At 62.6% G+C, this 13,574-nt stretch carries 13 protein-coding genes; 5 read left to right on the top strand and 8 right to left on the bottom strand.

The genetic code is table 11. The features are described 5' to 3' along the window. Window positions 1-146 precede the first annotated feature (146 nt). Window positions 147-446 carry a DUF1127 domain-containing protein gene (locus HJB91_RS08530; RefSeq protein ID WP_210629066.1) on the top strand — a complete coding sequence of 100 codons (300 nt, stop codon included), beginning with the start codon at window positions 147-149 and terminating at the stop codon, window positions 444-446. An 85-nt stretch (window positions 447-531) separates the two neighbouring features. Here the strand turns inward: HJB91_RS08530 and HJB91_RS08525 are convergent, their stop codons facing one another. From HJB91_RS08525 to HJB91_RS08500, 6 genes are all read right to left on the bottom strand, one after another. Then, on the bottom strand, window positions 532-1,401 hold the full coding sequence (locus tag HJB91_RS08525) for a DUF937 domain-containing protein (protein ID WP_210629065.1): 870 nt from the start codon (window positions 1,399-1,401) through the stop codon (window positions 532-534). A gap of 98 nt (window positions 1,402-1,499) precedes the next feature. Then, window positions 1,500-2,873 carry a glutamate--cysteine ligase gene (locus HJB91_RS08520; protein WP_210629064.1) on the bottom strand — a complete coding sequence of 458 codons (1,374 nt, stop codon included), beginning with the start codon at window positions 2,871-2,873 and terminating at the stop codon, window positions 1,500-1,502. Between the two features lie 145 nt (window positions 2,874-3,018). Then, a complete protein-coding gene (locus tag HJB91_RS08515) occupies window positions 3,019-3,756 on the bottom strand; it encodes a 16S rRNA (uracil(1498)-N(3))-methyltransferase (protein WP_210629063.1) in 738 nt (245 codons plus the stop codon). Window positions 3,757-3,774: 18 nt separating this feature from the next. Further along, complete coding sequence (locus HJB91_RS08510; RefSeq protein ID WP_210629062.1) at window positions 3,775-5,274, bottom strand: inorganic phosphate transporter; 1,500 nt, start codon at window positions 5,272-5,274, stop codon at window positions 3,775-3,777. A 63-nt stretch (window positions 5,275-5,337) separates the two neighbouring features. Next, the gene (locus HJB91_RS08505) at window positions 5,338-5,886 is read right to left on the bottom strand and encodes an NUDIX hydrolase (protein WP_221122506.1); all 549 of its coding nucleotides are present in this window, start codon (window positions 5,884-5,886) and stop codon (window positions 5,338-5,340) included. A gap of 327 nt (window positions 5,887-6,213) precedes the next feature. Beyond that, entirely contained in the window at window positions 6,214-7,110 is an 897-nt protein-coding gene (locus HJB91_RS08500) for a LysR family transcriptional regulator (protein WP_210629060.1), read from the bottom strand. Between the two features lie 158 nt (window positions 7,111-7,268). Between HJB91_RS08500 and HJB91_RS08495 the strand changes: the two genes are divergently transcribed. The 4 genes from HJB91_RS08495 to HJB91_RS08480 all read left to right on the top strand — a co-directional run bounded on the left by HJB91_RS08495 (window position 7,269) and on the right by HJB91_RS08480 (window position 11,934). Further along, on the top strand, window positions 7,269-8,708 hold the full coding sequence (locus tag HJB91_RS08495) for an FAD-linked oxidase C-terminal domain-containing protein (protein ID WP_210629059.1): 1,440 nt from the start codon (window positions 7,269-7,271) through the stop codon (window positions 8,706-8,708). Further along, window positions 8,705-9,904: an FAD-binding protein gene (locus HJB91_RS08490; protein ID WP_210629058.1), complete on the top strand. Its 1,200-nt coding sequence runs from the start codon at window positions 8,705-8,707 to the stop codon at window positions 9,902-9,904. Before HJB91_RS08495 ends, HJB91_RS08490 begins: the two co-directional genes overlap by 4 nt. 238 nt (window positions 9,905-10,142) lie before the next feature. Continuing rightward, window positions 10,143-11,453, top strand: coding sequence for a glycolate oxidase subunit GlcF (gene glcF, locus HJB91_RS08485; RefSeq protein ID WP_210629057.1), 1,311 nt, complete (start codon window positions 10,143-10,145; stop codon window positions 11,451-11,453). A gap of 43 nt (window positions 11,454-11,496) precedes the next feature. Next, window positions 11,497-11,934: a hypothetical protein gene (locus HJB91_RS08480; protein WP_210629056.1), complete on the top strand. Its 438-nt coding sequence runs from the start codon at window positions 11,497-11,499 to the stop codon at window positions 11,932-11,934. Between the two features lie 23 nt (window positions 11,935-11,957). Here HJB91_RS08480 and HJB91_RS08475 read toward each other — a convergent pair whose 3' ends face one another. Then, complete coding sequence (locus tag HJB91_RS08475) at window positions 11,958-12,632, bottom strand: outer membrane protein (protein ID WP_210629055.1); 675 nt, start codon at window positions 12,630-12,632, stop codon at window positions 11,958-11,960. A gap of 122 nt (window positions 12,633-12,754) precedes the next feature. After that, window positions 12,755-13,447 (bottom strand): L,D-transpeptidase, encoded by a 693-nt coding sequence (locus HJB91_RS08470; protein ID WP_210629054.1) that lies wholly within the window; start codon window positions 13,445-13,447, stop codon window positions 12,755-12,757. Between the last annotated feature and the right edge of the window lie 127 nt (window positions 13,448-13,574).

Genomic DNA, 13,574 nt, shown 5'->3' with positions numbered 1-13,574 from the left:
ATAGGTCTTTGGCATCTTCGGGATGCAAATCAAGCAAAGTGAAGGACAGACACCCTGCCTGTCCGAGCCGAATTCAGCCTGCTCCCTTCCGCACGACCTCGCGGCAGGGGTGGGTTGTTGCGTGCCCCGAAAGAAAGGAGAGTTCGATGCACACGACAGACCGGACACTAGAACTCGACTGCGGCAAGCTTACCCCGACGTTTTCCCAGCGTCTGGCGGCAGGCCTCGCCCCGTTGACCTTCCTCTTTCGCGTGTTTCGCAATCGCATGGAGATCAACGCGCTGCATGATCTGAATGATACGCAGCTGAGAGATATCGGCCTCACCAGGGCCGATCTGACCTCGGCGTTCCTGGCCTCGACGTTTTTCGAGGATCCGTCGGAACATCTGACGCGTTCGGCGCGCAATCGTTGGCGCCTGCAGTTCTTCCGTTCCTGCGACGAGTAGGAGCGCAAGTTTCCCCGCAGGGTGATAGCCAATAGCCCTGCCGCTTGACCCGGCGATCGGCTTTCCCAGCCATCGCCGGGTCTTTTTATGTCTTAGGGTCAGGCGAAGGCTTCGGCCGGTAAGTTTCGAAAATCGCCTCCAGATTCCTCTGGTAGCTCTTCTGCACTTCCAGCCCGCTGTCGAACATGGCGTTCAACATCTCCGCATAGCTGTCGGCATTGACCTTCGCCTCTTCCTTCGGAGCCTCCGGCGTCTTCGCGGTAGGCTGCTGGGCTGCCGGTTGCTGGCCGAGCCCGGCCATCATCTCCTGGAAGGCCTTGGCGAAAGGATTGTCGAGGAATGGGTTCGGGGCAGGCGCCGGTTGCTGTTTCGGCATCGAAAACATCAGTTGCATCGCCTGCGTGAAGGGATTGTCGAAAATGCTGGACTCCGGGGCTGCCTTCGGCTTCGGCGCAAAGCCCGTACTCTCAAGCCATTTTTGAATGCTCTCGCCCATCGCCGTGTTGGCGAAGGGGTTGACAGGAGAGGCCATCTGGCCGGTCGTCTGCTTGAAGAGCCCGCCCATCAGCGTGTCGGCCAGCACCGGCAGCATCTGTTTGTAGATGTCCTGTCCGATCCCGGTCATCTGGGCGGCCTGGGCTGCGATCGCCCTCGAAACCTCCTTGGAGCCGAACAACTGGGCAAGGATGTTGTTGCCGTCGGAAATGCCCTCCGGCGTGAAGGCCCGGCTCATATCCTCGAAATATCGCGCGTAATTGCCGGAGGCGACGGCCTGCATCAGCCCGACGAAATCGTAAGGATTGCCGGTGCTGCGCTTCAGGCCGGCGGAAAAGGCCGGCATCAGCGCCGCCATGGCCTTCGTCGCCTGTTCCTGCGCCAGGTTGAATTGCCGGGCGATCGCTTCCATCGCCGCGCCGTTCTGCGCCTGCATCATCATATCGAAGAGTGGCAGCATGGAGGTCCCTTTCCCCGAGTCGTGACGCGTTGTGACGTCACTATATCCGGAAATGGTAATACGCAAACGGCTTTTTGTCAGAGGGGCTTAGGACGATCTCAGTACTGATAATCCTCGAAGACCGGTTCGACGGAACCCTGCCAGCGGCCGTGATAGAGCGACAGCAGATCCTCGGCGAGCGTCGCCTTCTTGGCAAGCACCTCGTCGAGCGGCGCCAGGAAGATGCTTTCGTCCTGGCCTTCGCCGTTAAGCCTGCCGCGCGCCTTGAGGCCGGCCCTTGAGATGCCGACGACCTCGCGCGCCGCCTCGAGCAGCGCATGCCCGCGAAACTCGGCCTTCAACCCTTGCGCCGGAACGGCATTGCGCAGGGCGCCGATCTCGGCAAAGCTCCAATCCTTCGTCAGCTCGTCGGCGGCCTGAAGGGCCGCATCGTCGTAGAGCAGGCCGACCCAGAAAGCGGGCAACGCACAGATGCGCCGCCATGGGCCGCCGTCGGCGCCGCGCATTTCGAGGAAGCGTTTCATTCGCACGTCCGGGAAGAGCGTGGAAAGATGGTTTGTCCAGTCACCCATCGTCGGCGCCGGATCGGCGACCTCGCCCTTCAACGCGCCGTTCATGAACTGGCGGAAGGTCACATGGGTACAGTCGTGATAGTGCCCGTCGCGGACGATGAAATACATCGGCACGTCGAGCGCCCATTCGGCATAATCGCGGAAGCCGAAATCGTCGCGGAACGTGAAATCGAGCAGGCCCGAGCGCTGGTTGTCGACATCGCGCCAGATATCGCCGCGCCAGGAGAGCAGCCCGTTCGGCTTGCCCTCGGTGAAGGGCGAGGATGCAAACAGCGCGGTCGCCAGCGATTGCAGCTTCATCGAGACGCGCATCTTCTGGCGCATGTCGGCTTCCGAGGAGAAATCGAGATTCACCTGGATCGTGCAGGTGCGATACATCATGTCTAGGCCCTTGGTGCCGACCTTCGGCATATAGCGGGTCATGATCTCGTAGCGCGATTTCGGCATTTGCGGGGTTTCGGCATAGGTCCATTTCGGACTGCCGCCGATGCCGAGGAAACGGATGCCCATCGGTTCGGCGATCTCGCGCAGCGTCGCCAGGTGCTGGTTCGATTCCCTGCAGGTCTGGTGGATTGTCTCCAGCGGCGCGCCTGACAGTTCGAACTGGCCGCCGGGCTCGATCGAGATCGCCCCCATGCCGTGCTGCTCGGCAAGGCCGATGATGTTGCCGCCGTCCATGATCGGCTCCCAGCCGCTCTTTTTCTGCAGGCCGGTAAGCAGGGCCGAGATGCTGGCATCGCCGAAGTAGGGAACCGGGCTGTTGTCGGCGCGGAAGAAGGCGAACTTCTCATGTTCGGTGCCGATCCGGAAGCGCTCCCGCGGCTTGTTGCCCGCGGCGATGTAATCGGTCAATTCCTGAACGGAAGAGAGCGGTGTCTGGTCGGTAGTGTCGCGGGCCATGCGGGGTACCTGTATTCAAAAGGCGCCCAGGGGGCCGGGCAATTGGAAGGTGATTAGGACCCAAGCCACGTATGTTGCAAGTGAAATTCTTTCAACGACGCATCAAAAAAACAGCAGTGATTTCCGCGTCAACCCGTTTTCCCGGTCATGTCCAGTCGCCGATCGCCGCCTGGACCACTGCCAGCGCCGCAACAGCGGCCGTATCGGCCCGGAGGATGCGAGGTCCGAGCGGAATGGCAGTGACGAAATCGAGGCTTCGAAGCCGCGCCCGCTCATCCTCCGAAAAGCCGCCTTCCGGCCCGACGAGCAGAGCGAGATGCCTTTCTTGGATGGCTGCCAGCACCGGCAGCGGGTTTTGCCCGGCGTCACCCTCGTCGCAATAGATGATGCGGCGCTCGCTCGGCCAATGGTCGAGCAGGTCGGAAAGCCTCACCGGCTCGGCCACGGCAGGGATGCCGAGAATACCGCATTGCTCCGCCGCCTCGACGACATTGGCGCGCAGCTTGTCGAGATTGGTGATCTTCCCCTGCACATGCTGGGTCATGACAGGCTGCAGCAGCCCGGCGCCCATTTCCACCGCTTTCTGCACGAGATAATCCATGCGGCCGACTTTGAGCGGGGCAAAGAGATAGTGCAGGTCCGTGGCCGCCGGCTGCGGCCGCGTCTCTTCGGTTGCCGTCAGCAGGATGCGTTTGCGCGTCGGGAAGGACAGCGTCGCCCGCCACTCGCCGTCGCGGCCGTTGAAGAGCAGGATGTCTGTGCCGTCCTCCATCCTCAGCACGTTGGCGAGATAGTTGAAATGGTCGGCATTCGCCTCCACGACGGCGCCGCTGGAAAGCGGCGCGTCGACGAAAAGTCGTTGCATGCGGAAATTGGCGCGCATTGGAAAAAACTCGGGATCTCAAACGAAGAGCGCGAACATAACCCAATAAATCATCGCCGCAAGCGCTGCCGAAACCGGCACGGTGATGATCCAGGCGGCGATGATCGTCATGAAATGCGAGCGCCGCACCAGATAGCGTCGCCGCCTCTCGTGGATATTCGGCTCCTCCGGCTCGTCGATATCGAAGCTCTCCGTCTTGCGCCTGATATAGGCGATGCGGCGCTTCGAATGGCGCGTATACCATTCGCGGAAGAAGCCGACGCCGAAGACGGAGCCGACGGCGATATGGGTCGTGCTGACCGGCAGGCCGAGCCAAGAGGCGACGATGACGGTGAAAGCGGTCGACAGCGCGACGCAATAGGCGCGCATCGGATTGAGCTTGGTGATCTCCTCGCCGACGAGGCGGATGAGCCGTGGCCCGAAGAGCAGCAGGCCGACGGAGATGCCGAAGGCGCCGATCAGCATCACCCAGAGGGGCGAATGGCCGACGCCGCCAACGCCGCCGATGCCGACCGAATGGACGATCGCCGAAAGCGGCCCGACCGCGTTCGAAACGTCGTTTGCGCCATGCGCGAAGGATAGCAGCGCCGCCGAGCCGATCAGCGGCAGCCGGAACAGCGCCCGCAGTGAACTGTTGCGGTTTTCAAGATCCCGCGCCTGGACGAGGACGAGCGGCCGGGCGATAAGCCAGGTCACCAGCCCGATGGCGATCCCGATCAGAATGACGGTGAAGGGCGGAAATCTACCGATCGGCGACAGCTGCAGCACCATATAGGCCATGAAGGCGCCAGCCATCGTCGCGACCAGCACCGGTACCCAACGCCGCGCCGCCGCGATCTTGTCGTCGCGATAGATGATGAGCGTCTTGACGAGATAGAGCAGGCCGGCCGCGATCAGTCCGCCAAGGAGCGGCGAGGTGATCCAGCTCGAGGCGATCTCGAACATTACCCGCCAATTCACCGGCTCCGGCCCCACAGCTGAGATGCCGGCCCCGATCACCGCCCCGACGATCGCATGCGTGGTGGAAACGGGCGCGTTCATCCAGGTTGCAAGGTTGATCCAAAGGGCGGCTGCGGTCAGCGCCGCCATCATGATCCAGCCGAGCACCGCCGGCGACACCTGGCCAGCATCGACGATGTCGGAGGAAATCGTCTTGACCACTTCGCCGCCCGCGATCGTGGCGCCCAAGACCTCGAAGATCGCAGCAATGACCAGCGCCTGGCCCATCGTCATGGCGCGTGCACCGACGGCCGCACCGACGTTGTTGGTCACGTCGTTGGCGCCGATATTCATCGCCATGTAGCCGGCAAGGGCCGCTGCCGCCACGACGAGTACGGCGCCCGGACGGTCGAAGACATAGACGCCGGCAAAGAGCATGACCAGGCCGACGAAAATCAGCCCGAGCCCGGGTGCCACCAGCAGTCGCGCAACGTGCTTTGCCGCGTCCTCGACATAGGTGATTTTATCGAGGTCTTTATCGAGCGTGCGTTTGGTAAGAACTGCGGGACGGGGCGGCATTCTTTTTCCTGAGGGATGAAGCTGCTTCTACGCTGCTTTCCTAGCAGTGCAAGATGGCAGGATTCATTCCGCTGGAATTTGCTTGGCCGCCGGACCTTTTTTGGCCACCGGAATTCGCTTCGCCGGTCTGACTGAAAGCTTGTCGGTCATCTTTTGTTTGAAGGCGAGGAAGAGGTTGCGAAGCTCCGGTTCGCGCACGCGGCTCACCGCCTCGTCGACCGAGACCCACTCGATGGTGCGTTCGCCTTTTTCCTTGAAGTTCTTCGCCATGTCGGTGACCTCAAGCGCATAGACCTGCACTTTGCAAACCACCTGCACACCGTCGCGCAGCACTTTCGGATAGGTGTAGGAACCGAGCGTTTCCGCCTCGACGGAGCCGCGAACGCCGGCTTCCTCCAGAGCTTCCTGCAGGGCGACCTCATGGGCGCACTTGCCGTTCATCGGCCAGCCCTTGGGAATGACCCAGCGGCCGGTGTCGCGGCTCGTCATCAGGAGTACCTCGACTTCACCGCTCTTCTTCTTCAACCGGTAGCAGAGCGCACCATATTGCTGTCGCGGCGGGCGCCGGAACATCAGTCGCACATCGGAGGCCAATCGGGCGAGAAGAGTCAATTGTCGGGTCACCTTTACAGTGGTTGTTAGGAATCACTCATATGCGTGTATCACGGAACGCTGACACAATCCAAAGCCGCGACGGTCCGAAACATGATTTAACCGCCGTTCATAGGGGAAATCGGGCTGGGGCAGGCTCAAAAAAACCGTCACATCCTGTTTCGAATGCGCCATGTTGCACAGGTGTACAATATGGCTTCGTCCGGACCCCTAATCAATGGCGGGACGAATTGTTCCACCAGGATTTTTGAAAATGTGGTAACCATGCCTCGCTGTCCGACCGCTGCCTTGCTTCGTGCACTTTCGTGCCGCGGTTACGGGCCGCCATCAGCGCTCCCAATAGGGGATCGGCCCGTAAAGCTCGCTCAGATAGTCGATGAACAGCCGCACCTTGGCCGGCAGGAACTGCCGGCTAGGATAGACGGCCGAGAGCGCGACATTGTGCGAGCCCTCATAGGCGGGCAGCACCTGCACCAGACGGCCGGCCTTCAGTTCCTCGCCGATATCCCAGGTGGACCGCAGCGCGATCCCGAGCCCCGCGATGACGGCCTCGCGGATCACCTCGCTGGAATTGGTGATCAGCATGCCGTCTGGCCGCAGGCTGAGGGCTCCGTCCGGCCCGTTCAGCCGCCAGGTGTCGTTATTGTGCGCCGGCAGGCAGCGATGGTGTTTCAGATCGTCGATATGCCTGGGCTCGCTATGCGCGGCCAGGTAATCCGGCGAAGCACAGAGCAGCCGGCGCACGGGCGCCAGCCGTCGGGCGACGAGGCTGGAATCGGTCAGTTCGGCAATCCGGATCGCCAGATCGAAACCGCCGCCGACGATGTCGCTGAATTCGTCGGTCAGCACCAGGTTGATCGCAAGCTCCGGGTGCGCCTGCATGAACGCCTTCAGATGCGGCGCGATATGCATGCGACCGAAGGAGGTCGGCGCCGAGATCTTCAGCGTGCCGTGCATTTGCGCCGAGCGGCCGGAAATGTAGAATTCGGCCTCCTCCAACCCGGCGAGAATGCCGAGAACGCGGTCGTAAAAACCCTGTCCGGCTTCCGTCAGCGAGATCTGCCGCGTCGTGCGCTGCAAAAGCCGGGTACCGAGCCGGTCCTCCAGCCGCTTGATGCGCTTGGAGACGACGGCTGGGGAACAGCCGAGCGCCCGCCCGGCGAGCGACATGCTTCCCGTCGAAACGACCTTGGCAAAAATTTCGAGATCACCCAGATTGGTCATAAGGTTTTCAGACTTTTTCCCCTTTTGGCATAAGTGCTTAGCATTTGCGCCACTTTCGGGAAAGTGCTAAGCCGGTTCACCGGCGACAGAGGCTGGCGGCCCTTCCCGCTGTCATCTTACCGCTGTGACTTCCGGTCGTCAGGGTCAGGGAGGACATCATGTCCGACGCCATTCCGTTTCTCGCCCCGCGCGCCGATGTGCTGGCGCGCCGCGCCCGGATCGTTGCCGATCTCGCCGATCTTCTGCAACCGGAATGCCTGGTTCATGAGGCGCGCGAACTTGTGCCGTTCGAGACAGACGCCTTCGTGTCCTATCGCCGCCTGCCGCTTGCCGTCGCCCTGCCGCGCACCACGGCCGAGGTGGCGGCCGTCATGCGCTATTGCCAACGCTACGGCATTCCCGTGGTGCCGCGCGGCGCCGGCACCTCGCTTTCCGGCGGCGCCATTCCGCAGGAGGATGCCGTTGTGCTCGGCCTGTCGAAGATGAACAGCATTCTCGAAATCGATCTGCCGAACCGTGTCGCCGTGGTTCAGGCGGGTGTCACCAATCTCAACATCTCCGAATCCGTCTCGGCCGACGGCTTTTTCTACGCGCCTGATCCGAGTTCGCAGCTCGCCTGCACGATTGGCGGCAATATCGGCATGAATTCCGGCGGCGCCCACTGCCTGAAATATGGCGTCACCACCAACAATCTGCTCGGCGTCAGAATGGTGCTGGTCGACGGCACGGTGATCGAACTCGGCGGCAAGGCGCTCGACGCGGCCGGTTACGACCTGCTCGGCCTCGTCTGCGGCCACGAAGGCCAGCTCGGCATCGTCACCGAGGCGACCGTGCGGCTGATCGCCAAGCCGGAAGGCGCCCGTCCGGTGCTCTTCGGCTTCGAAAGCTCGGAAGAGGCCGGCGCCTGCGTTGCCGATGTCATCGCCGCCGGAATCATCCCGGTTGCCATCGAGTTCATGGACAAGCCGGCGATCGAGATCTGCGAGGCCTTCGCCCATGCCGGCTATCCCCTCGATGTCGGGGCACTGCTGATTGTCGAGGTCGAGGGTTCGGACGCCGAAATGGACGCCACCCTCAAAGACATCGTCGAGATCGCCCGCCGCCATGCTGTGAAGACCGTGCGCGAATGCCAGTCGGCCACCGAGGCGGCGCTGATCTGGAAGGGGCGCAAATCCGCCTTCGGCGCCACCGGCCGCATCGCCGACTATATCTGCATGGACGGCACCGTGCCGCTCAGCCAGCTTTCCCATGTGCTGAAGAGAACTGCCGAGATCGTCGATCACTACGGCCTGCGGGTCGCCAACGTCTTTCATGCCGGCGACGGCAACATGCATCCGCTGATCCTCTTCAATGCCAACGACCCCGAGGATGCCGCCCGCGCAGAAGCCGCCGGCAACGATATCCTCAAGCTCTGCGTCGATGCCGGCGGCTGCCTCACCGGCGAGCATGGCGTCGGCATCGAAAAGCGCGACCTGATGCGCCATCAATATTCGGAGGCCGATCTCGCCCAGCAGATGGCGGTGCGCGCCGCCTTCGATCCGGGCTGGCTCCTCAACCCGTCGAAGGTCTTCCCGCTCGAAGGGCGCCCTGCCGCATGATCGATCTGATGCCGACAAGCGAGGAACAGGCGGCGGCGATCGTCCTCGCACATGCGGAGACGAACCGGCCGCTCGCTGTCTGTGGCGGTGATACGCGCTCCGGTTTCGGCAATGCCGTTGCATCAGAAGACCGGCTGCGATCGACCAGGCTTTCCGGTATCATCGCCTACAATCCCGGCGAGATGGTCATGACGGTCCGCTCGGGTACGCCGCTTGCCGAGGTCGAGGCGGCACTGTCCGAAGGCGGCCAGATGCTTGCCTTCGAGCCAATGGATCATCGCCCAATCATGCGCAGGTCGGGCGAGCCGACGATCGGCGGCGTCTTCGCCGCCAATGTTTCCGGCCCGCGCCGCCTCGTTGCCGGAGCGGCCCGCGACAGCCTGCTCGGTGTTCGCTTCGTCAACGGCAGGGGCGAGATCATCAAGGCCGGCGGCCGGGTGATGAAGAACGTCACCGGCCTCGATCTCGTCAAGCTGATCGCCGGCTCGCATGGAACGCTGGGTTTTCTCACCGAACTGACCTTCCGCGTGCCGCCGCGCCCGAAGACGGAACAGACGCTGGTTCTCTCCGGCCTCAACGATGCCGAAGCGGCCAATGCCATGGCGGCGGCGATGGCGCTGCCGGTCGAGGTCTCCAGTGCCGCCCATCTGCCGCTGACGGTGACCTGGAAATTCCTTGCCGGCAAATTGCCCGAGGGCGAGGCGACGGTTCTGCGCGTTGAGGGCCTGGCCGGTTCGGTCGGCGTGCGCATGGAAAAGCTTGCGGCGGCGATGTCGGCCTTTGCCACGGTGACGCGGCTGGATGAGCCGGAGAGCCAGAGGCTCTGGCGAGAAATCCGTGATGTATTACCCTATGCCGACGGTACGACACGGCCGGTCTGGCGCGTCTCGGTCGCGCCGGGAGCCGGCCACCAGCTGGTCGCGGCCCTTCGTCTAGAAGCCGGCGTCGACGCCTTCTACGACTGGCAGGGCGGTCTCGTCTGGATGAGGATGGAGGCGGACCCCGAAGCAGATCTGGTCCGCCGCTTCATCAAGGTGCTCGGTGGCGGCCATGCGACGCTGATCCGTGCTTCGGACGCGGCGAGGGCGGCAACGGCGGCCTTCCATCCGGAGCCGGAGGCAGTGGCGATGCTGTCGCGGCGGGTGAAGGAGAAGTTCGATCCGGCGGGGATCTTCAATCCGGGGAAGATGGGGTGAGAAGATGAGTTTGCGCGTGGTCCACCCCCCTCTGTCCTGCCGGACATCTCCCTCACAAGAGGGAAGATTGGCAAGAGGTTGGATCACCGGTCCCTCTCTGCCGTATCGAAGTAATTCCACGGTGGCTGTTTGGGGAAACCGTTGCGCCCATCTGATCTCCCCCCTTGTGGGGGAGATGTCCGGCAGGACAGAGGGGGGTGCCCCAGGCACAGCGCCCCCAAAGCGGAGGTCCCGCTAGATGCAAACCAACTTCACCCCATCGCAACTCGCCGACCCCCATGTCGCCGAATCCGAAAAGATCCTGCGCAAGTGCGTCCATTGCGGCTTCTGCACTGCCACCTGTCCCACCTATGTGACGCTCGGCAACGAGCTCGACAGCCCGCGCGGGCGGATCTACCTGATCAAGGACATGCTGGAAAACGGCCGCCCCGCCGATGCCGAGGTCGTCACCCATATCGACCGCTGTCTCTCCTGCCTTGCCTGCGTCACCACCTGTCCCTCGGGCGTCGACTATATGCATCTGGTCGATCACGCCCGCGCCCATATCGAAAAGACTTACAGACGGCCGTTCACGAACCGGCTGACGCGCGCCATTCTCGCGACCGTACTGCCCTATCCCGGCCGTTTCCGGCTGGCGCTCCATCTCGCCCGTCTCGGCCGCCCCTTTGCCGGCCTGATGCGGGGGGCAGCGCTGAAGCCCTTTGCCGCCATGCTGGCGCTTGCGCCGCGCCGCATCCCGGCGGCTTCAGACTTTTCAAAACCCGGCACCCATCGGCCCGAGGCGGGGCGGCGCGGCCGGGTGGCGATTCTCACCGGCTGCGCCCAGCCGGTGCTCGATCCCGGCATCAACGCGGCGGCGATCCGGCTGCTGACACGGCTCGGCATCGAGGTCGTGGCGCCGGAAGGCGAGGTCTGCTGCGGATCGCTGGTCCACCATATGGGCCGGGCCGAACAGGCGCTCGCAAGCGCCCGCACCAATGTCGATATCTGGACGCGCGAGATCGACAGCCATGGCCTCGATGCGATCCTCATCACCGCATCGGGCTGCGGCACGACGATCAAGGATTACGGTCACATGCTGCGCCTCGACCCCGCCTATGCCGCAAAGGCGGCCAGAGTCTCGGCGCTGGCAAAGGACATTACCGAATATCTGGCGACCCTCGACCTGCCGGCCCATATGCCGAGGGGCATCACGGTCGCTTATCATTCCGCCTGTTCGATGCAGCACGGCCAGCGCATCACCCTTGCGCCGAAGCAACTGCTGAAGGCGGCGGGCTTTACCGTGCGCGATCCGGCCGAAGGCCATCTCTGCTGCGGCTCGGCCGGCACCTACAACATCATGCAGCCGGAGATTTCGGCGGCGCTGAAGGCACGCAAGGTCAAAAACATCGAGGCCACCAAGGCCAACATCATCGCCACCGGCAATATCGGCTGCATCACCCAGATCGCCGCCGGCACCGAGATCCCGATCCTGCATACGGTCGAGCTTCTCGACTGGGCCTATGGCGGCGCTATGCCGGAAAAATTAACCGGTTTGCCGTTAGGCTGACGGGAATGCGGGCCCATTCGGGCCGCTCCCGGGAGGTTGGGCGATGTGGCGGGGAATGATTGTACTTGCGGGACTGCTCGGTGCGGCAGGCGCGGCCCATGCCGACAGCCGCCTATTCTGTTCCGCCGATGACGCGCAGGCGCGCTTCACCCTTGAAAGCGGTTTCGCAAGCGATGCCGGCCATAGGCTCAACCATTTCCGCGGTGCGCTTGTTGTCAAGGATCCCGCGCAAGCGACCTTTGCCAAACGTCTGTTCGAATCGCAGCATCTGAGCAATCACTGGTCGCGCGATGGCGAACTGCTTCTGGAGGTCTTCGACGGCGGCGGTGACGATACTGGCGGCGCAACGCTGGATCTGGTGGTGGTCGCCGGCGTCCGTGGCAAGCCGGCGTCGAATTTCAGCGGCACCTATTCCCTGACCATCGAAGGCGGCAGCAAACCTTATGCTGCCGAGGGCAAGGTCAGCTGCGGCACGAAATAGCGCCGCAGCCGAAATTCAATTCATTACCAGTGGAACGAGACGCCGACGTTGACGGCGTTGGTGAAGATGTTGGTCTTCAGGTCAACGCCGCTGTCGATCGGAACGTCGACGCGCGAATAGGTGCCCTTGTATTCGACAAAGGTCGACCAGCGGTCGGTCACCTTGAAATCGACGCCGGCCTGGGCCTGCAGCGTCACGCCGCCGAATTCGTAGGCCCAGGTCTTGCCCTCGGGACGAATCACCTCGACATGCGGAATGTTCACGCCGATGCCGGCGCCGAGATAAGGCGTCCAGCGGCGGCTCGGATCCTGGAAGCGGTAGAGCCCGTTCACCGTCAGCAGGTTCAGACCGTCGGTGAATTCGAAATGCGACCAGCCGGCCTTGGCGAGCGTGTCGTCGTCGGCATAGACCTTGTCATGGGTGTAATCGAGCGAGATACCCCAGTTCGGCTTGTTGAAATTCTCCAGCCACCAGGTGACGCGGCCGCCGTAATAGGGCGGCGCGCCGAAGGACTTGCCTTCCCAGCCGGCGGTGAAATGCGTGCCGTCGGAAAGATCGACGCCGCTGTGCGGCGCGGTCTGGTAACCGCCGTAAATGGAGAACTGCAGATCTTCCGCCGAGGCGGATGCTGCCGAACAGAATGTGAAAAACGCGATGCCCGCAAGCAGGGAAGCGGAAGAACGCAGCGCATATGTCATTGAATAGCCCCGATATTGCAAATATGTCCACTCCTAGGCACGTCTGCCAGCTTTCAGCCGCAAAGTCCAAGAGAAATAAAAGGCGCCTCTAAAAAGCGCCCTCGTTTTTTGACAAGTGTTGCTCAGCCGCCGAACATGGTGCGCAGCACGTCGATACCCCTGTCCTCGAAAGCCACATTGCCCTGCTTGTTGCCGGGGCCGATGACGATCACCTTGGTGCCGACAGGCGCACGATCGTAAAGATGCATCACGTCCTCGTTCATCATGCGGATACAGCCGGAAGACATATTGAGGCCGATCGTCCAGGGCTGGTTGGTGCCGTGGATGCGGAAGATGGTGTCGCGGCCACCCTGGTAGAGATACATGGCGCGGGCGCCGAGCGGATTGTCCTCGCCGCCTTCCTGGTAAGCGGGGATGATGTGACCCTTGGCGGCTTCGCGGCGGCGCATTTCGGCCGGCGGCGTCCAGGCCGGCCATTCAGCCTTGCGGCCGATCTTGACGATGCCCGACCAGCCGAAGCCGTCCCGGCCGACCCCGATGCCGTAGCGGGTCGCGCGGTTGTTGCCTTCGACCAGGTAGAGATATTTGTTATTGGTATCGATGATGACAGTGCCGGCCACTTCCGTCGTCACCAGGCGCACTTTCTTGCGCTTGAATTGCGGCTTTACATATTTCGGCATCTGCGCCACGCGCATGATCTGCGCCGGATGCCGTGCATTGTCGGAAGCCGGGCCGGCAGGCGCGGCAAAGGCTGATGTAGAAATCAAGGACAGGACAAGTCCGGCCGCGGCCAGTCCCGGCATCACTTTGATCATTAGTCGATTCCCCTCAAGCAAGTCCGCCCGAAGCTACATGATCTTCTGCCCGATTCAAGATCGACATGGCCGGATAAAGCAATTTTGACGAGTGGAGCCACCTGTCCTAGCGGCTTCATAGAGCATT

The sequence above is a fragment of the Rhizobium sp. NLR10b genome (assembly GCF_019685435.1).
Taxonomy (GTDB): Bacteria; Pseudomonadota; Alphaproteobacteria; order Rhizobiales; family Rhizobiaceae; genus Rhizobium.
This window is presented reverse-complemented; position numbering and strand designations above follow the sequence as displayed.

Bases quoted from the DNA above. Each gene is read 5' to 3' on its own strand.
- HJB91_RS08530 (WP_210629066.1), top strand. From the start codon at position 147: ATGCACACGACAGACCGGACACTAGAACTCGACTGCGGCAAGCTTACC.
- HJB91_RS08525 (WP_210629065.1), bottom strand. From the start codon at position 1,401: ATGCTGCCACTCTTCGATATGATGATGCAGGCGCAGAACGGCGCGGCG.
- HJB91_RS08520 (WP_210629064.1), bottom strand. From the start codon at position 2,873: ATGGCCCGCGACACTACCGACCAGACACCGCTCTCTTCCGTTCAGGAA.
- HJB91_RS08515 (WP_210629063.1), bottom strand. From the start codon at position 3,756: ATGCGCGCCAATTTCCGCATGCAACGACTTTTCGTCGACGCGCCGCTT.
- HJB91_RS08510 (WP_210629062.1), bottom strand. From the start codon at position 5,274: ATGCCGCCCCGTCCCGCAGTTCTTACCAAACGCACGCTCGATAAAGAC.
- HJB91_RS08500 (WP_210629060.1), bottom strand. From the start codon at position 7,110: ATGACCAATCTGGGTGATCTCGAAATTTTTGCCAAGGTCGTTTCGACG.
- HJB91_RS08495 (WP_210629059.1), top strand. From the start codon at position 7,269: ATGTCCGACGCCATTCCGTTTCTCGCCCCGCGCGCCGATGTGCTGGCG.
- HJB91_RS08490 (WP_210629058.1), top strand. From the start codon at position 8,705: ATGATCGATCTGATGCCGACAAGCGAGGAACAGGCGGCGGCGATCGTC.
- glcF (WP_210629057.1), top strand. From the start codon at position 10,143: ATGCAAACCAACTTCACCCCATCGCAACTCGCCGACCCCCATGTCGCC.
- HJB91_RS08480 (WP_210629056.1), top strand. From the start codon at position 11,497: ATGTGGCGGGGAATGATTGTACTTGCGGGACTGCTCGGTGCGGCAGGC.
- HJB91_RS08475 (WP_210629055.1), bottom strand. From the start codon at position 12,632: ATGACATATGCGCTGCGTTCTTCCGCTTCCCTGCTTGCGGGCATCGCG.
- HJB91_RS08470 (WP_210629054.1), bottom strand. From the start codon at position 13,447: ATGATCAAAGTGATGCCGGGACTGGCCGCGGCCGGACTTGTCCTGTCC.